Annotated in this window: 13 protein-coding genes; 9 read left to right on the top strand and 4 right to left on the bottom strand. The window is 43.4% G+C overall.

The annotated features are described in order from the left end of the window. The first annotated feature begins 154 nt into the window (after positions 1-154). Entirely contained in the window at positions 155-2,143 is a 1,989-nt protein-coding gene (gene nagB, locus L990_RS03510) for a glucosamine-6-phosphate deaminase (RefSeq protein ID WP_081981589.1), read from the top strand. A 98-nt stretch (positions 2,144-2,241) separates the two neighbouring features. Then, positions 2,242-2,775 carry an NUDIX hydrolase gene (locus L990_RS03505; RefSeq protein ID WP_197057228.1) on the top strand — a complete coding sequence of 178 codons (534 nt, stop codon included), beginning with the start codon at positions 2,242-2,244 and terminating at the stop codon, positions 2,773-2,775. Positions 2,776-2,777: 2 nt separating this feature from the next. On the opposite strand, the gene L990_RS03500 is transcribed toward L990_RS03505, so the two are convergent. Continuing rightward, positions 2,778-3,176: a hypothetical protein gene (locus tag L990_RS03500; protein ID WP_047445600.1), complete on the bottom strand. Its 399-nt coding sequence runs from the start codon at positions 3,174-3,176 to the stop codon at positions 2,778-2,780. A gap of 182 nt (positions 3,177-3,358) precedes the next feature. On the opposite strand from L990_RS03500, the gene L990_RS03495 reads away from it, so the two are divergent. The 4 genes from L990_RS03495 to L990_RS03480 all read left to right on the top strand — a co-directional run bounded on the left by L990_RS03495 (position 3,359) and on the right by L990_RS03480 (position 6,545). Further along, positions 3,359-4,342, top strand: a complete 984-nt coding sequence (locus tag L990_RS03495) for a PhoH family protein (RefSeq protein WP_047445598.1) — start codon at positions 3,359-3,361, stop codon at positions 4,340-4,342. Position 4,343: 1 nt separating this feature from the next. Further along, the gene (gene queD, locus L990_RS03490) at positions 4,344-4,727 is read left to right on the top strand and encodes a 6-carboxytetrahydropterin synthase QueD (RefSeq protein WP_197057227.1); all 384 of its coding nucleotides are present in this window, start codon (positions 4,344-4,346) and stop codon (positions 4,725-4,727) included. A gap of 24 nt (positions 4,728-4,751) precedes the next feature. Continuing rightward, positions 4,752-5,708: a phosphoribosylaminoimidazolesuccinocarboxamide synthase gene (locus L990_RS03485; RefSeq protein WP_047445596.1), complete on the top strand. Its 957-nt coding sequence runs from the start codon at positions 4,752-4,754 to the stop codon at positions 5,706-5,708. A 264-nt stretch (positions 5,709-5,972) separates the two neighbouring features. Next, positions 5,973-6,545, top strand: a complete 573-nt coding sequence (locus L990_RS03480) for a cysteine hydrolase family protein (protein WP_052180691.1) — start codon at positions 5,973-5,975, stop codon at positions 6,543-6,545. 24 nt (positions 6,546-6,569) lie between these two features. Here the strand turns inward: L990_RS03480 and L990_RS03475 are convergent, their stop codons facing one another. Further along, on the bottom strand, positions 6,570-9,551 hold the full coding sequence (locus L990_RS03475; RefSeq protein ID WP_197057226.1) for a DEAD/DEAH box helicase: 2,982 nt from the start codon (positions 9,549-9,551) through the stop codon (positions 6,570-6,572). 211 nt (positions 9,552-9,762) lie between these two features. On the opposite strand from L990_RS03475, the gene L990_RS03470 reads away from it, so the two are divergent. Both L990_RS03470 and L990_RS03465 read left to right on the top strand, forming a co-directional pair. Next, complete coding sequence (locus tag L990_RS03470) at positions 9,763-11,589, top strand: LysM peptidoglycan-binding domain-containing protein (protein WP_047445592.1); 1,827 nt, start codon at positions 9,763-9,765, stop codon at positions 11,587-11,589. A gap of 161 nt (positions 11,590-11,750) precedes the next feature. Then, entirely contained in the window at positions 11,751-13,109 is a 1,359-nt protein-coding gene (locus L990_RS03465) for an MATE family efflux transporter (RefSeq protein ID WP_047445590.1), read from the top strand. Positions 13,110-13,213: 104 nt separating this feature from the next. Here the strand turns inward: L990_RS03465 and L990_RS03460 are convergent, their stop codons facing one another. Next, entirely contained in the window at positions 13,214-14,026 is an 813-nt protein-coding gene (locus L990_RS03460; protein WP_410488758.1) for a GNAT family N-acetyltransferase, read from the bottom strand. 201 nt (positions 14,027-14,227) lie between these two features. Continuing rightward, positions 14,228-15,793 (bottom strand): hypothetical protein, encoded by a 1,566-nt coding sequence (locus tag L990_RS03455; protein ID WP_156121321.1) that lies wholly within the window; start codon positions 15,791-15,793, stop codon positions 14,228-14,230. Between the two features lie 335 nt (positions 15,794-16,128). On the opposite strand from L990_RS03455, the gene L990_RS03450 reads away from it, so the two are divergent. After that, a complete protein-coding gene (locus tag L990_RS03450; protein WP_047445588.1) occupies positions 16,129-18,663 on the top strand; it encodes a TonB-dependent receptor plug domain-containing protein in 2,535 nt (844 codons plus the stop codon). Positions 18,664-18,997 lie beyond the last annotated feature (334 nt).

Genomic DNA, 18,997 nt, shown 5'->3' with positions numbered 1-18,997 from the left:
AACGCATTCTTTTGCTGCTTTTCACGAAAATTTAATGTACTGGAGCCAAATGTTATGGTATATTGCATCAAAATAGAATGTGCGATCAAAAATCATAGAGCCAATTGTGCAAAAAATTGCATTGTGGTTTTAAGATGGCTTAAAGTAAAAACGTATGAACAAGACAGCTGAGGTTATTCAGAAGTACTACAACCCATTTGAATATGCATCCCCATTTAGGGAGGGTGCAGAACCTGAGTCGATTAGAGAAAGGTACGAGCGAATACCAACAACCATTTATCCTACGGCTGCAGAAGCTGTGAAAAAAATCGCTCAACAGATTGCTGAGTTGATAGGCAAGAAGGCCAAGTCGGGTGAAGTTTGTGTGTTGGGTTTGGCTACTGGATCATCTCCAATTCCGTTATATAGAGAGTTGGTTAGACTTCATAAGGAGGAAGGTTTGTCCTTTAAAAACGTGGTGACGTTCAACCTCGACGAGTACTATCCTATGGAGCCAACCGAGAAGCAGAGCTACGTAAAGTTTATGCATGAGCATCTTTTTGATCATGTTGATATACCTGCCGAGAACATAAACATTCCAGATGGAACCCTGCCGGTTGATAAGGTGACAGAATACTGTAAATCTTACGATGCTAAGATCGAAAATTTAGGAGGTATTGACTTTCAGATATTAGGAATAGGAAGAACCGGACATATTGGCTTTAACGAGCCAGGCTCTTTAATTAATTCGCCTACTCGTATCGTATCCCTTGATCCGCTAACTCGCTTTGATGCCGCCTCTGATTTTGGAGGTGAGGAGAATGTTCCTCGTAAGGCAATCACAATGGGGGTGGCTTCGATTATGAAGGCTAAACGTATTGCCCTTTTTGCATGGGGAGAAGCGAAGGCTGAGATTATTAGGAAGGCCGTTGAAGGGCCTGTTACGGAGTCTATACCAACTACATTCCTTCAGCTGCATCCAAATACCAACATAATTTGCGATTTTGGTGCCGCTATGGAGCTTACTCGTGTAAAACACCCATGGTTGGTTGGTTCTTGCAACTGGCATCCCCGCCTTATTCGTAAAGCGGTAGTTTGGTTGTGCCAAACGCTCGATAAACCAATTCTAAAGTTGACGGATAGCGACTATCGTGAGCATGGTTTGAGCGAGTTGCTTGAAGAATACGGTTATGCGAGTACAGTAAATATAAAAGTATTCAACGATCTGCAGCATACCATCTCTGGATGGCCTGGCGGAAAGCCTAACTCAGACGATACGACACGTCCTGAGCGTGCAATGCCTTTCCCTAAGAAGGCGTTGATATTCTCTCCACACCCAGATGATGATGTAATCTCTATGGGAGGAACATTTGCAAGGCTGGTAGACCAAGGTCACGACGTACATGTGGCATATCAGGTGTCTGGTAATATTGCTGTATTCGACGATTATGCTCTTCGTTTCCTCGACTTCCTTCGTGATATCAAAAGTATTTACCATATCGAAAACTTTGATGCAGAAAAGTTGTATGGGGATGCAGTCGATTTAGTAAACTCGAAGAAACCAGGAGATATTGATCCTGATGGTTTTAAAAGGCTAAAGGGTGCGATTCGTAGAGGAGAGGCTAGAGCTGCTTGCCGCTACTTAGGTCTAAATGAGGATCATGTCCATTTTCTTGATCTTCCCTTCTACGAAACAGGTAAAGTGAAAAAGTCTCCGATGACTCAGGCTGATGTTGAAATTGTTAAAGCTTTACTTCAAGAGATTCAGCCCCATCAAATTTATGCAGCAGGAGATTTGGCTGATCCGCATGGAACTCACAAGGTTTGTATAGAAACAATTATAGAGGCCTGCAAGCAGCTAAAGAATGAGGATTGGTTTAAGGATTGCCGCATTTGGTTGTATCGTGGTGCTTGGATGGAGTGGGAGCTGGATATGGTTGATATGGCTGTTCCATTGAGTCCAGAAGAGGTGAAAATTAAGCGTTTAGCGATATATCGTCACCAATCTCAGAAAGATATGGTTCCATTCCCAGGAAAGGATCCTCGAGAATTCTGGCAACGTTCTGAAGATAGGAATCATGCAACTGCAGTTCTTTATGATAAGCTAGGTATGGCAGAATACCAAGCAATAGAGTGCTTCGTTAGATATGATTACTTCATATAGTTTTGAATAGGGTTAATGAAAACAGGTTTCAGGTCGAGAGATCTGAGACCTGTTTTGCTTTTATGGTGCTTTATAAAATGCTACATTTGCCGAAAATAATGAATATGTTCGAAACTCATCCGCATCAAATATTAAAATACTGCCCAAAATGTGGTTCTAAATTGTTTGTCCCTCAAAAAGATAATTCTTTTACCTGCCATTCTTGCGGTTTTCGCTATTATTATAATGCAGCATCAGCAGTTGCTGCTATTATAATAGATGACCAAGGGAACCTGTTGCTTACCAAACGAGGAATAGAGCCTAAAAAAGGAACTTTTGATTTACCCGGAGGTTTTGTAAGCGAAGACGAATCGTCGGAAGAGGCTGTTGTTAGAGAGGTTCGTGAAGAGTTAGGCGTTGATTTGCTCGAGATAAAGTACGTGAAATCGTACGCTAATCGGTACGAATATAGTGGCATGACAGTGTTTACCAACGATGCTTGCTTTATTTGTAAAATAGCTCCAGATGCGCAGCTGAAAGCAAACGATGATGTTGCTGATTTTCATTGGGTAAATCCCAAAACTTTTGATCTAACGAAAATAGGCTTAGACTCAATCCGAAGAATGGTGGCTGATTTTGTAGCATCCCGCTAGCCTTATTTTTTCGAGGATTTTATAAGGCTTTTGCTTCGAAATCTAAAAGCAGACCAAACATCGTCGATAGCTATCATTGCAACTCCTTGATATCCGATATCGTGTAGAGATTTCCAACCTTCATCTCTTGTAATTTCGGAGCTTAATTTGGAACTTTTTTTAGGATATACCATCCAAAGTAGGCCGTCGAATTTGATATCGTAGACAAAAGGAATGCAGTTAACGACCTGTTCTTCTGTTTGGACAAAACAGATTACAAAGTCAAATTCGGTGGTGGCATTGGAAAGGTAGCCCTTCTCTCGAAGGCATTTTTCTAGTTCCTGCTTATCAGGAGGTACATTTAAAATTAGCCCCTGCATGTTTTCTTTAATTTTCAACTTGTTGAGAAGCCGAGTATCCATGGCGTTTCTTTTAGAATCGTAAATATAAAGTAACAATGGAGGGAAATTCAATAGCCATTAATCGGATCTCTTTTAAAAACTATCAATAGAGCAAGAATTAAAAGAAATAAAGATACAATCCCCTTTAAAACATTTCGGAATTGTTAACTTTGAGCCATTATAAAACTGGTACTACTTAGTACATGACTATAGAAAAACTAATTCTTATAGAGGGTGTTGATGCCGTAGAACTATACGGTCCAGCAAATGTTTTCTACAATAAAATTGCCAGCTACTTTCCAAAGCTTAAGATCGTTGCGCGAGGAAACAGCATTAAAGTATACGGAGAAGAGGATGAAATAGAGCAATTTGAGGATCGGATGATGACCTTGATTGATGTCTATTCGAAATATTCGCGTATAAACGAGCTGCTTATCGAGCAAATTTTTGAAAATCAGGAACTCGATATTGCCGAAACAATTGATGGAGAGGTCTTGGTTTATGGCAACAATGGGCGAATGATTAAAGCTCGCACAATCAACCAAAAGCGGTTAATCGAACTTTATGATAAGAACGACCTTCTTTTTGCGGTGGGACCTGCAGGTTCTGGTAAAACATATACGGCTATTGCATTGGCCGTTCGCGCTTTAAAGAATAAGGAGGTAAAGCGCATAATTCTAACCCGTCCTGCAGTAGAAGCTGGGGAAAAGCTGGGCTACCTACCTGGCGATATGAAGGAAAAGCTGGATCCTTATCTTCAACCCTTATATGATGCGCTCAACGATATGATTCCTCAGCGTAAGCTCGTTACTTATATGGAGGAGGGTACGGTACAAATAGCACCTTTGGCTTACATGCGAGGTCGTACCTTAGATAATGCATTCGTAATTTTGGATGAAGCGCAGAATACAACTTTTAGCCAGCTAAAAATGTTTCTTACCCGCATGGGACGTAATGCAAAGTTTATCGTTACGGGAGATATTACCCAGGTTGACTTACCTCGAAAGTCTGATTCGGGATTGGGGCGCGGCATGCGAATTTTGAGCAATGTGAAAGGAATTGGAATCGCAGAGTTTGACGTTCGCGATATTGTTAGGCATCCGCTGGTAAAATACATTGTAAATGCATTTGATGCCGAGGTGGAGAAGGAAGAGGAGCAGCGAAGAAAACGTCGCGAAGAGGAATGATATGAAGGCTAAAACAATAAAAGTTACCAAAATATTTACCTTCGACAGTGCCCACAAGTTGGATGATTACGAAGGAAAATGCCGCCATCTGCATGGACATACCTACAAGCTTGAGGTTACTTTGCAAGGCGCACTATCAGGCAATGGAATGGTTTTTGACTTTTCGTTGCTTAAAAAAGTGGTTACCGAAAAGGTTATCAACCAACTCGACCACAAGTATCTGAATGAAATATTCGATTTTAACCCAACTAGCGAAAATATTGCTATTTGGGTTTTTGAACAAATTGCGGACAATATTAAAACAACCAGCTGCTGGCTTGAGGGGATTCGACTGTGGGAAACCGCAACCAGCTTTGTAGAGCTGACCAGAAACGACTTTGAGTAGTAACACAAACAACAATAAGTTAATATGGCTAAAGCGCTTGTATCTACCGATTTTTCTTTTCCTGCACAGTCTAACGTGTACAAGGGAAAGGTTAGAGATGTTTATACCATCAACGAAGAGTTCATGGTAATGGTGGTTTCTGACCGTATTTCGGCATTCGATGTGGTTCTTCCTAAAGGAATTCCTTTCAAAGGGCAGGTGTTGAACCAAATTGCGGCAAAATTTTTGGATGCAACGGCGGATATCGTTCCAAACTGGAAAATCGCTACGCCCGATCCTATGGTAACCGTAGGGGTTAAATGCGAAACCTATCCGGTTGAGATGATCGTTCGGGGATATCTTTGCGGTAGTGCTTGGCGCGATTATAAGGCTGGAAATCGAGTTCTTTGTGGAATTGAAATTCCAGAAGGAATGGCAGAAAATCAGCGTTTCCCAGAGCCGCTTGTGACACCAACAACGAAGGCAGAGCAAGGTGCTCACGATGAGAATATCTCTAAGGAAGAAATCATTGCCAAGGGATTGGTTTCTAAGGAGGAGTATGAGCAGTTAGAAAAGTATGCGATAGCCCTTTTTAAAAGAGGAAGCGAGATGGCTGCGCAGCGTGGACTTATTTTGGTTGATACCAAATATGAGTTTGGGAAAAAGGACAATCAGATTTACCTGATTGACGAAATTCACACACCCGATTCTTCTCGTTACTTTTATGCCGATTCCTACCAAGAACTTTTCGATAAAAAGCATCCACAACGACAGCTATCGAAGGAGTTTGTTCGTGAATGGCTTATGGAAAATGGCTTTATGGGTAAAGAAGGGCAGGCTATACCAGAGATGAGCGATGAGTTTGTTCAGTCTGTTTCTGATCGGTACATTGAACTTTACGAGAGTATTGTTGGTGAGGCTTTTGTCAAGGCTTCTGACGATGACGGTTTAGAGTCTCGTATTGAGAATAACGTCGATAATTTCTTAAAAAGGTTGATCTAATTTTATGATAAAGCAGAAAAGCCGCAGCGTTGCTGCGGCTTTTTTTATGGCTAATTTTTCAAAAGGCTAGGAGTTATAGTGAAAATGTGTCTCGCAATATCTTTTGTCGGGCACAAAACTAAAGAATTTTTATTTCGTATTAAAATTTAATATTTAATTTAGGCTGTTTAGTGTTAAGTGCAAGAGTTGTATTTGAAGTATTATGGCTTGATAATTTGATAATGTCATGACTGGCAAATGCGCTCAATTAAATATAGCTGCAAAATGAGGACGTTTTTTCTTTTTTTATTCATCTCGCTAATCGCTTTTACCTCAAATGCGCAGAAGCGTGCATTGCTGGTTATCGATGTTCAAAACTTTTACTTTTCTGGCCCAAATGCTCTGGTTAATCCAGATTCTGCTGCACAGACAGCTGCAATTCTTTTGAAACACTTTAGGGAAAATGGAGAGTTGGTTGTGCATGTAAAGCACGAAGCTAAGGTCGGGGAAGACATTCACTCTTCAGTTATTCCTAAAGAAGGAGAGATGGTGATTAAAAAAATGAAGGTAAACAGCTTTAGTGGGACCGATCTAGATCAGTATTTGAGAAAGAATGGGATTACAGAGTTGGTGGTGTGTGGAATGATGACGCACATGTGCGTTGAAGCTGCATTTAGAGCAGCAACAGATCTTGGCTACAAGTGTACGTTGGTTGCAGATGCATGCGCCACAAGAGATTTGATGTTTGGAGGAGTTGCTATTCCGGCCAAAATGGTACACCATTCTACGTTAGCGTCGCTAACCTACTATGGTAAGGTATTGACTTTAGATGAATTTCTAAAGCAGCAGAAGAAGTAAAAAGGAACCAGTAAGGTTCCTTTTTTAAAAAAGTTGAAGTAGTAGTTCTTCTGATATCTTTGAAAGGGGATTGTTGCTGTTGACAAATATATCTGCCAGTTCAGATTTCTGTCGTTGTAGCTCCATTATCCGCTCTTCGATGGAATCTGTCGTAATAAAGCGGTAGGCGAATACTCGATTTTCTTGTCCAATGCGATGCGAACGGCTAATTGCTTGGTTTTCTGCTGCAGGGTTCCACCAAGGATCTATGATGAATACGTAGTCGGCTTCGGTAAGGTTTAGTCCAACACCTCCTGCTTTGAGAGAAATTAGGAAAACCTTGATATCGCTATCCTTCTTGAATTTTTCTACAATTTCCTGCCGATTAGTAGTGCTACCGGTGAGCATGTTATAGCTGATTCTCGAATCTTCAAGATGCTGAGCAACTAGCTTTAAGTGCTGAACAAAAGAGGAAAATACTAAAACTTTATGCCCCTCATCAATAACGTTTTCGATATTACGGGTGATTTCCTCAAATTTTCCAGAATCTCCATAGCCTTCATATCCCGCAAGGTTAGGATGGTTGGCTATTTGGCGAAGTTTGGTTAGCAGCTGAAGGAATACAAAACGAGCACGTTTTTGATCGCCAGTTTGGAGCTCTTCTAGCATTTTTTGATGCGCAAGCTCCTTTTCCTGTTCGTAAAGCGAACGTTGGTTTTCGCTCATTTCGCAGAAAATCTCCAACTCGGTTACTTCTGGTAGTTCAGATGCTACTTTTTCCTTTGTTCTTCTTAGGATGAAAGGTTCTATTAAATTTTTGAGCTTTTCTTGTCTTCCGTGGTGGTTATATTTTTCGATAGGAACAACGTACTGCTCTTTAAAAAGCGAAAGATTACCAAGCAATCCTTTGTTAAGGAAGTTCATTTGTGCCCATAAATCTGTTAGCCCATTTTCAATAGGGGTACCAGATAGCGATAAGCGGTGCTGAGATTTTATCTCCATGCAGGCCTTGTAAGTTGCGGAGTCTGGATTTTTGATGGTCTGGCTTTCGTCAACAATAAGGTAGTAAAACTCAAACTTGCGGAGCAGGTCTATATCATTTCTAACAGTTCCAAAGGTGGTGATAATAACATCGTAAGGGGCAAATGCCGATGGGCTTTTAGTTCTGTTGGTTCCTGTATGTTCATATATCTTTATGGAAGGAGCAAATTTGCGTAGTTCGTTTCTCCAGTTATGAACTAGCGAAGTTGGTACTACAATAAGGCTTACAGGCTGACTGTTGATTGTTGGTTCATCTATCTCTATTGTGCTAAACAGATCTAGAGATGCTGCAGGCTTTATAGATGCTGCTCGCTGGTAGGTGAAATTATCCTTGCAATGCTGTATAAGAGATATGGTTTGTAGCGTTTTCCCTAAACCCATATCGTCGGCAAGACATCCTCCAAAATTGTTTAAGTGCAGGTATTTAAGCCACGCAAATCCCAACTTCTGATAGTCGCGTAGGGTGGCATTAACGCCTGAAATACTTTTTTCTGTTTTTTCTAAGTTATCTTCAGAGTATCGTTTTAATGCCTCTATTTCGCTTTGATCTATTCCTTCCAGACCTTCTACAAGCGAGAAGTGTTGCTTTTGGAGGTGTAAAAAGCCGTCTGCCTCGCGTCCAAATACAAGCAGCTGACGATGTGCTTGGAACCATTTTTGTGGTATTACAGCCAGCTTTCCGCTGTCTAGCTCCACTATTTTTTGTCCCTTAATAACGTTTTTTCGAATTTTGGATAGCGAAATAAAATCGTTTCCGAATCGGATACCTCCCTTGATAGTAAACCCAACGCTGTCGCTTTGAGCCGCAAGCATCGAGCTGCATTCTCCTAGGTAAAATGGCGAACCATCCGTATTTTGTCCAACCTTAATTCCTTGCTTACTAAGTTTATTGTAGTTCTGATTGAGCCATTCAACTGTCTTTATAGTTGATTTTTCGGCATCAAATTCGGCATTACCTGCAATTGCATATGATGCGCCAGTTTGGTGGATTAGACCATGGTTGGTAAGGCTTTCTTCCACCCGAAGTTCTGTGGCGGTATCGCGTTCGTACTTGGTAAACACAAAGCGTTTTTGATCGGCACGAAAGGTTACCAGCGGTTCTGTTTTTGAGCCAGAATAGAAATCGCGATTTTCGTAGCTGAACTTAAGCGATAGCGTTGCTTTTCCATCTAACCCTTTTTCGAGTGTTAGTACGGGGACTGCTGGAACTTTAGGCTCTACAATGTCAAAACCTACCGCTTTTACGACTTGGCTCTTGACAGCATTAAGCACAAATGTTTCCATGTACTTGCGTACTGTAGTTGTGGGAATAACGATGCTAGGTTTCGTAAAAAAGGGTGTCAGCTTTTTACTATCTATTGTTTCGAAGCGAAAGAGCGTGCTGTTAATCTGCAGTAACGAAGGGTTGTTGGACACAATTTCGATATGCCTAGAGGTTAGGCTAAGCGTACGGTTGCCAACCTGCGCGCTGATATGGTACTCTAGCCCATCGTTCGATAGCGAAAAGTTGAATATAGGAAGGGCTGCTGCTGGTTCTACAGCAATGCGGTTGTCTTCGTAGATGTTGTTGTACTTTTTGTCCTTAAAGTAGAGCGGAATTTCAGGGTTTCCAGCTAAAATGGTTGCAACCTTTAGCAGCCTCTTCTCTATGTAAGGGCGGATGTGTGTTTCCAAAAGGGCAGCATCCATCTTTTCTATAAACTCTTTGGTGTTTTTGGCTTTGGCAAACTTTTTTGCTAAGGGTTGATCAAAATACTCGTTACATATTTTTAGAAGTTCCGCTTCTGTTGCATTAAGGTTGAAAAGTTCAGGTTTTTTGCCGTGTAAATTCTCTGATATGGAGTAAATTTTATCGGCAATGGTGGTTACTAATACGGGGACTAAAATGTTGCCTAGCACCCTATGCTGGGTGAGCACAACAACAAAGGCGTTCTTTTTATTGGTATCGGATGACGACATTTTTATGGACTTCTTATAAGCAGGCAAACATACGGATTTTTCGCGATTGAAAATCCTGGAAGGAGGTATCGGTTGCGCCTTTTACGATATATTTAAGCTTTGAGGCGGTTATATTTCGTTATCTCCCTTTACTTTTATAGTTTTGTAGTAATCTATATTTTCTTAGATGAGATGTCGTCTGCAGGCTTTTGTAGCCATTTTGTAGAGCATCCAAAACGTTAAAAATAAATACATTCGAATGAAGAGATACTTGGTGATTCCTTTTGCTGCAGCAATCCTAGTTAGCGGTGCCGTTTATAGCCAAAACGACTCTGTGGCGGTTAAGGTTTCGAAGGAAAAGGTTAAGATTTCGGGTAAATTTTACTACATCCATACGGTTAAACCCGGCGAGACGCTTTATAGTATTGCTCGTGCCTACCAAATAGCTCAAGCCGCCATTATCGAGAGCAATCCAGAGCTATATAAGGGTGTAAAGGCGGGAAATTCGCTTAAGATTCCTGTTGTACAGGATCTAAAAAATCCAAACCCCAACAAGGATACCTACCATATTGTCAAGAAGGGAGAGACGCTTTATGCCATTTCTCGGGCGTACAATGTTCCTGTTGACGTTCTTTCGAAGCTGAACATGCTCCAAAATACGAGCGTAAAGGAAAATCAGTCGTTGTATATTCCCAACTCGAAAAATGTGAAGTTGGATGAGAGAACATCCAGCATGCTTCAGGAAAATATTAAGCCAGAAACTAAAGAGGTAAAAGGCAAGGGAAAAGCAGCTCACGAGGTGCAACCTAAAGAATCCGTTTATTCTATTTCTAGAAAGTACAATATAACTGTAAAGGAGCTAACTGATGCCAATCCTGGATTAGAAGCGGATGGTCCAAAGGTTGGGCAGACCCTTGTTATCCCAGCTACTTCAAAAGTGGTAGAAAAGCAGGATGAAAAGATCGATAAACCAACTTCTGCGATTAAGGAACCTAAATCCTTTAAGCACGATCCGAGTAAGCCTTTTAACGTTGTGCTAATGCTGCCTATGAGCATTGCAAACGGAGGCGATACCCTCGGAAAAAATAGCGTACGCCGTCAGGAGGATATGCTGCAGTACTATCAAGGTACCTTGCTTGCCTTAGACTCGCTAAAGAATAGGGGTGTTTCTGTTAATTTGACCGTAGTTGATACTAAGAATGATCAAGATAAGGAGGCGTTGAATAGAGCCCTAAAAAATCCGGCACTCAAATCGGCCGATTTGATTATTGGCCCAGTTTATCGCCCTGCGGTGCTTGCAGTCGCTCCTTTTGCCGAGAAGTATAGCATTCCCATGGTTTCGCCTCTTTCTATAATTGATGAGGATGTGGTGCAAAACCCTTACCTTATTCAGGTGGCAACCGACAACGAGGTGATTGTAAAAAAGACGGTAGAGTATGCCAAGCGTAACGATGGACGAACGGTTTTGGTTGTTCCGGCTGATGGTTCTGATGCTAAAATGGTTAAGGAATTCAAGACATTACTAAAGGATAAGCTTCCCGAACTTTCGTACCGTCAGGGAGGATATGCGCAAAACCAGCGCGAGGCCCTAAAGTCTAAGTTGGTAAGCGGAAAAAAGAACCGATTTGTAGTATTATCTAATAATGAGGTTTTTGTTCTCGACTTTCTTCAAAACCTTTCCATTGCGGCAAAAGGATACGAGGTGGAGGTGTTAGGAACCTCAAAATGGCAGAAGTTTACTAGTATAGACATGGCCTATATGCACGATTGCAACGTGGAGATTTTCCTTGCAAACCATGTTGACTATGCCGAATCGGGGGCCAAATCGTTTGTTCGTAACTTCCGTAATTTTTACAAAACAGAACCCAATAACTACGCCTTTAGAGGTTTTGATGTGGCCTACTACTTTATTGATGTCATGAAAAGCTATGGGACAGACTTTATAGGCGCTCTTCCTAGCATAAGTAAGCCTAACATTCAAACCCCATTCCATTTTGTGAAAGCTGCCGAAAAGGGGGGGTACATTAATAAGGATGCGGTTTTAATTAAGCATACCGAAAATTTTCGGGTGGTTAAAGTGAAGTAGACGAACTTACTTTCAATAGTAAAACCCCGTTGGCAGAGCAGCCAACGGGGTTTTTGTCTTTAATGGTTTTTACGAAAGCCTAGCGATTGTTGACATAATGCTACGTTTTTGCACTTCGTGTGTTAACGTTTTTGTTCTAACTTTGCCAAAATTTTCTCAAATTGAATCGGATAAAAGATTTTACGAAGGGAGCAATAATCCCTCAGCTGGTGAAGCTGGCGTTGCCCATTATGGCAACTTCTTTTGTGCAGATGGCCTATACGATGATAGATATCGCTTGGCTAGGACGCTTAGGTAGTGCTGCAGTTGCAGCGGCGGGTGCGGCTGGTTTTTTTGTATGGTTAGCTATTTCTATTTCGCTGAATACGCGTATTGGCGTAGAGGTAGGTGTTTCGCAGTCGATCGGTGCAGGCCAAATGGATAAGGCAAAAATGTTTGCCTCTACGAGCTTAACGTTGGCTTTGGGCCTTTCTATTCTATACGGAATTTTTCTTTTCGTGGCGGCACCTTTGCTAATTGGTTTTTTTGGGATGACGGAGTCTATTACCCAAGAAGGGGTTACCTTTTTACGTATCACCGCGTTTAGTGCTCCATTTATCTTTTTAAACGCCACTTTTTCGGGGATTTACAACGCATCTGGCCAAAGTAAGGTGCCATTTTACGTAAGTGTGGTTGGGTTGGTTTTTAATATTGTGCTCGATCCTTTTCTGATTTTTGGAATAGGATTTCCTAAGATGGGCGTTGCTGGTGCTGCTTTGGCTACTACCTTAGCGCAGGGGCTGGTTACCACCATCTTTCTAATTGAAATAGCAGGCCCTCGTAAGCTGTTTAAAAACTTTAGGGTGCTTGTTAAGCCGCAATGGTACTATGTGAAGATGATTTTTAAGCGTGGCTTTCCTGCCAGCTTACAGAATTCGCTGTTTGCCCTCTTTTCTATGAATCTAGCACGTATTGCTGCAGAATGGGGGTACATTGGTGTTACCACTCAAAGCGTTGGGGCGCAGATTGAAGCTATATCGTGGAATACTGCCCAAGGGTTTTCATCGGCGCTGAGCGCTTTTGTAGGGCAAAACTATGGGGCAAGACAGCTGGGGCGCATACGTCGTGCCTATTTCGATACCATGGGTATAATGACTGTTTGGGGACTTATAACTGGTACCGCTTTTGTGCTGTTTGGCGATAAGATATTTGGCATATTTGTACCAGAACCTGCTGCTATTGCTAGTGGTGCGGTATACCTTCGTATTTTGGGCTACTCGCAGCTATTTATGGTATTCGAAATAGCCTCAACAGGAGCGTTTACTGGAATTGGCAAAACGCTGCCTCCATCTATTCAAAGTATTCTGTTTACAGGAGCGCGCATTCCGTTGGCGTTGCTGCTAACTGCAACTTCTCTCGAACTCTCGGGGGTATGGTGGGCTATAACCATCTCTACCTGGTGTAAGGGGATTGTGCTTCCTATTTGGTTTATGTATACCATCAATCTCCTGATGCGTCAGCAAAGAGAGAAGGGTATATAGCCGTTTTTAGTTTCGATACCGTTTAAATTAACCTATGTAGGGTGGAATGCTGCCCTACAAAAAGCGTAGGCCGTAATGGCCTACGCTTTGTTTTTATGGCGACGTTAACCTTTTAGCATTTTATCCATCCGGCTATCTAGGCAAATGCTGATATCGGTAGCTATAAACTTACCGTTGTAGTATAGGCTAAATATGGTGGCAGGAGAGGGAGCCATCTGTGCCTGCTCCATGGTTTCTAGCTTAACGATGGTCAGCGGAATTGCCCTTTTTTGGACTGCTTCAACCAGCGAGGTGTTAACGTGGTATTCGGTAAAGGGGCAGCGGTTGGAGTAGTAGGCAACAAAACCATTGTTGGTAGTAGGTGTTCCCTTTATCGCGGATGGTGCAAAGCGAGGAGACGATGCATCTTTATCAATCTTTAGCGTAAGTAGCTCGAAACCCGAATCTAGCGTGTCGCACGCCTCGAAACCTTGACGTAGAAGCCATTTGCCATCTCCCATAAAAGGAAGCTTTCTTTTTCCGACAACCGCTACAAGTCCGCTTTTACCTTGTGCCTTGGCAGCGTCGATTGCGTGCTGTAGCAGCTTCTTGGCATAACCTTTCCCTTTATGCTGTCCAGACACCCAAAAGCAGCCCAACAGCAGGTAGCCCGGTGCGACAACGGGCATCCATCCCATTTCAGCAGGGCCGTACTCTATAAATACCTTTGCTCTGGCATCGAGTCGAACAAACGTATAGTCCTTGCAAAATTCCTCCTGTAGCCACCGCTTTTTTAGCAGGTAGCCTTCACCGCATTTTTTGTCCGAAAAGGCGCAGCAAATATGCTCGTTTTCGATGTTTTGAGAGGTTAACTGAAGTAGGTGCTCCATGGTATACTTAAAATGAAATGGTATAAGTTCTGTCCTCTTACTTCCCATTTCTGTTGCTATATAGTTTGCCTAAAAGTAGCATCTTTCTTGCAATGTTGTTGTCGATTCTGAAAATGCGCAGGAGTCTTAAATATACATGCAAAGGCCACAGACAAAATCTGTGGCCCCGCTTTTTGCAAAAGGATAGCATGGTTAATGCTAACGGTTCTCAACGCGAGAATGCTGTAGGAATCTTATAGCTGCTGCTCTCTACTTCTTAATGAAAATGGGGTTGGTGTAGAACCACAGATCGGCAAGCGCCTTTTCGGCATTGTTGGGTTCCTGTAGGCTATCGGCAAGTGGATTGCCGTCGGCATCGGTTTCGTTAGCCACGCCTAAACCGAGGTTGGTTCCACGTAGGCGGAAGTACATGCTGCCCGACACCTCTTTTACGGTGTAGATAACCTCCTTGAAGCCGTTGCCTAAATCCTTCCATTTGGTGCTAACCAAACCTTTACTGTCGCTTACACCACCTGTGGCGTCGAAACGGGCAACCACCTTGGTGGTCGACACCTGATCGATCTTGTAATCGGCGCTGGTTGGATTCATAAGCCCCGAAACTTTCCCAGCAATTAGGTCGATATGGTTGACCTTTTTGCTACCAGCATCGTGGAATTTGATGTATATGGTAACGGTACTACCGGTAACGCTGAAGGTTTCGCCCATGGTGGCGTTGCCGGCAAAGAAGTTCAGCTTGTCGATAAGCGAACCTGTAACCACAAAGCTGTTGCCCGAGCGTAGCCCATCGGCAATGGCCTGCGCGCTGGTGGGGGTTGTTACATTTATAAAAGTTTTCTGGTATTCGCCAGGGTAGAAATCGTTGGTTACATCGTGAAAATCGCTGTTGGCAAATAGCCAGAAGTGGCGACCTTCGCTAAGGAGCGCATCCCACAATCCGCCCACCTTGGCCGACATGTAGCCGCATCCACCGTAGGTGCAGGTACCGTAGGTTTTGCTCGATGCCTTGTACTCGCCGCGCTCTGGCGACTTCTGGTGTCCTGGCATGCTTTCGAAACCGAAGCAAACATCGGGTCCGGCGTTGTTCATATCCCTAAAATCGGCAACGGTGTATAGCCCCTTACGTTCGGGATGTGCCGGAATTACCCAGCTACACTTGGGGTAGTTGGCCTGCATCCAAGCAATGGCCTCCAGCGTTTTTTCATGGCCTGTTTTGGTACTCTTTGTCCAGCCCTGCGCTTTTCCACCTTCGGTATCCTTATCGCTGTTGTCGAACTTGTACTCGAACTCCGCGACGGCGTTAGCCTCGGGTTTAGAGGTAAACTGGTTGCCTACAATGGCGGTACTGGCGTGCTCATGTCCGGGTACGTTCCACTCCATCCCCTGAATAATGGTTTTGGTAGGGTATAGTGACCTTGCCTTAAGCAGCTCGCCAAAGCTGAAATCCTTGATCGTTTGCCATCTCCACATGTTTCCGCCATTGTCTGTTCCTACTGAAGGGCAGGGCGTCTTGGAAGCCCAAGTTACAGTTCCGTTTAGGTCGGTTCCCGAAAGGGCGCCATCGAAGGTTGATGCACCGCCGTGCTCGCTGTTGGCCCACCAGTCGAGGTTGTACTCGTTGTTCTTTTTCATTAGGTGTGCGATAGACCAGCTACCATCGGTGTAGGTGGTATGCTGGTGGAAGTCGCCCGCCAAGTAAACGCCCTTCTCCACCGGTGGGGTGTAGGGCGATTCTGCATCGGTTTTGTCCTCAGAGCAGCTTGTTGCCATTAATGCCCCTATAGCTAGCAGGGGAATGATGCGCGAATAAAAGTTCATAATCCTAGATATTTATTGAAGTTTACTGTGCATATCGATTCGATTGGTATCTGCATCTTTTACTGGTGCAAGATGGCGCTTGCGAGCTAGCTTGGTGTGCCGTTAGCTTTATCATTCTGTAAATTGCTGGCTTCGTATTTGATGTCCATCTTTCCGTGTAGCTACCCGTATGTAATGGGATTATTTAGGATGCTTGTAGCCGCTTTGGGGCTGTAGTAGGCACGGATATGGAAGAGCGTAAGTGAGGTATTGGATTTAGTATATTTTGCGTGTTTTTACAAAGTGAATAAAAGAGTATCTTGTCAGCTAATTATGATTTAATAAATCTTATTTTAATGCACTTAAAACATCTTCTTCACAAGAAGTCAATTCTTTCTTTAGCCTTGATTTTCTATGTTTTTAGCGCATATTCTTTGAATGATAGAGATTCTACAAATTCGAAGAATGGTCGCAAAAATGTTTCCTACCTAGGTTATATTCCTAAAAAGGATAGCGCTTCGGGTGTTTCTCCACATCGATTTGCCAAGGGATTTAACGTACAGCTGCCCTCGCTGATTCAGGGGCAGATCCCCGGGCTTAACATTTATTCGGCAGGCGAACCAGGCAAACCGTTTGAGGTATACAACAGGCTCTTTACCTCCTTCAATCTTTCGCCAGTAACCTTTTACGTGGTCGATAATATCCCTATTTACGGAGATATTGGATTTCTGAACCTCGATGATATTGCCTCCATCTCGTTTGTTGATGGGGGAACTGCGGCCTCCATATATGGAGATCGGGCGGTTAATGGTGCTATCATCGTGACGACAAAGAGCCCTACCAGCACGCTACGGGTTGCCTATACTGGTTCTGCTTCGGTTTCTTACGTCCCTAAGCAGGTTGACGTATATTCTGCCAATGAGTTTAGGGAGGTGGTAAGAACCTTCTGGCCAGAAGCGGCAGCTCGCTTAGGCTCTGCTAATACCAATTGGCAGGATGCCATCTATCAAAACTCCTTTGGCCATCAGCATAGCGTTGCTTTGTCCGATAGCCGCAGCGGTATCCCTATTCGAGCTTCGATTGGCTATACCGATCAGCAAGGAGTGGTAAAAACCACCGACTACCGCCGTTTTACGGGAGCAATTGCCCTAAGTCCATCCTTTTTTAATGATGATCTGAAGGTTGATATGGGTGTTTGGTTTGCAAAGGAGAAAAGTACCCCTATGCAGACTATTTACGGCCAAAATCCCGAGAATCCGATTAAAAATGCCATCTTTTTTAATCCAACATTTCCCATTTATGAGGATAATAAGTACGGAGGCTACTATGGCAACCTCGAAACTGCGGGTGCAAATAATCCAGTTGCGCTCCTAAATCAGGTTGATAGGTCTAACAAGGTTCGGCACATTAACGAAAGCATTAAGGCTACCTATAGGCTTCCCTTCCTGAAGGAGCTAAGCTTTGCGGCTGGGTTTGCTAACGTAAGTACCCTGCAAGATCAGCATAATAGCGACGATAGCAACGCGGCTTGGACAAAGTGGAGAGGGGCTTTATCGTACATCCAAAGTAAGGATGTGGACTATACCAATTGGGATTTATCTGCAGCTTACGACAAGGATTTTAAGTGGCTCCAATCATCGGTTCAGGCGGCTGTAGGTATTTCGAGAACCAGCTTTAGCAGCACTTACTTCGATGTGTTAAATAGAATGGGTAGCCTGAAAAGCGACAATGATCTGACTGTAGACACCAAGGATAAGGGCACTTTTGCAAGGTTTAGCTACAGCCTTTTGGATAGGTATCAGGTTGGTCTAAACTTCCATAATCGGAAGTACTCCTTTTTCGGAAAGGATGCCGACCTCAATTCGTATACCATCAATGGTTCCTGGAACATAAAAAAGGAGTCTTTTCTGCTAAGCTCTACTGCCGTTAGCCAGCTCAGCCTATTTGCATCTATCGGAAAAACGCACGATGGAACAGAGTTTGGCTTTTCTGGTTTGATTTCTTCGGATATTAAGCCAAGCAGCGTTACCAACTTCCGTGTTGGAGGGCAGGTGGAGCTTTACTCTGGTAGGGTTGCCGCCTTGGTTGCCTACCAGCGCAACAAGGTGAATGATGTTGTAACCACTGTTCTATACCCTTCTGGGGCATATTTCAATAATTTGGCTCTTATTAATTCGGGTTCCCTTAAATCGTCCAACTTGGAGCTGTCGGTACAGGCCTTGCTCCTAAAAATAGAGGACTTTAGCTGGCGTATGGGCCTTTCCATGTCGTACGCAACCAACGATGTAGATTCCTGCATAACGCAAATAAACGGAGTTAAGGTGCAGAAAACGGGAGAGCCTATCGGAGCTTTTTTCATGAGGAAGCAGATTTACGATGCAAATGGAAAGCCAAAAGCGGGGAGGTACGAAGATTTGGGGGTAATCGGTAACTCGTTGGACGATTATTATGCCTACAAAAAATCCATCCCATCTACGCTGATGTCGTTGCACTCTCAGCTTCGGTATAAAAGCTGGAGCTTAGATCTACTGGGAAGGGCCTCGTGGGGTGGCTACGTGTATAATGGTACCGCGTCCTATTCGTACTACGAACGATTACATACATGGCCGATAGCGAACATTCCGAAGCTCGTAGAGCGGAGCTCTTTTGTATGGCCGGAGCTTTCATCCGATTTTTACGTCGAGAATGGTTCTTTTTTCCGCATGGAGTACATCTCGTTGGGCTACACCTTTGGAGGGAAGCTTAGGCCGCACTTGTCGGCAACCGTTCAGAATGCCTTCCTTATTAGCGGCTATTCGGGAGTCGATCCCGAGGTATCGTCGGGGATAGATGAGGCGGGAAGGTACCCTCGTCCACGTATATTTTCTGTTGGGCTGGAGCTAACGCTGTAGCTGCAATATTAACACTATAGAAGAGGGGATTTGCTTGCAGGTTCCCTCTTTTTTATTCCAGACTCCCTTTGTGAAGGTTGCCTGTAAATGCTGTTTTTGTGCGTTTTATGAGCCTAGTCTCAACCGAAAAAGAGGCCTTACTCCCCAATATAAAAACGGGAAGGCTATCTTTATACATTTTGAAATTTGTTTTTCATAAGCTAAATTTAAGGCAGGTTCTTTGAAGGTGTATTGACATATTGCTAGAAAGAGTTGACGGTTGGCTAGCGTATGGAGGTGCAGCATGCATGGCGGTTTTCCTCGAATGGGGAGCTAAAACCAAGGCTCGGGAAAG

Origin of the sequence: Alistipes sp. ZOR0009, from assembly GCF_000798815.1 — a bacterium.
Taxonomy (GTDB): domain Bacteria; phylum Bacteroidota; class Bacteroidia; order Bacteroidales; family ZOR0009; genus Acetobacteroides.
Note: the sequence above shows the minus strand (reverse complement) of the source record. Positions and strands in the feature narration are given on the sequence as shown.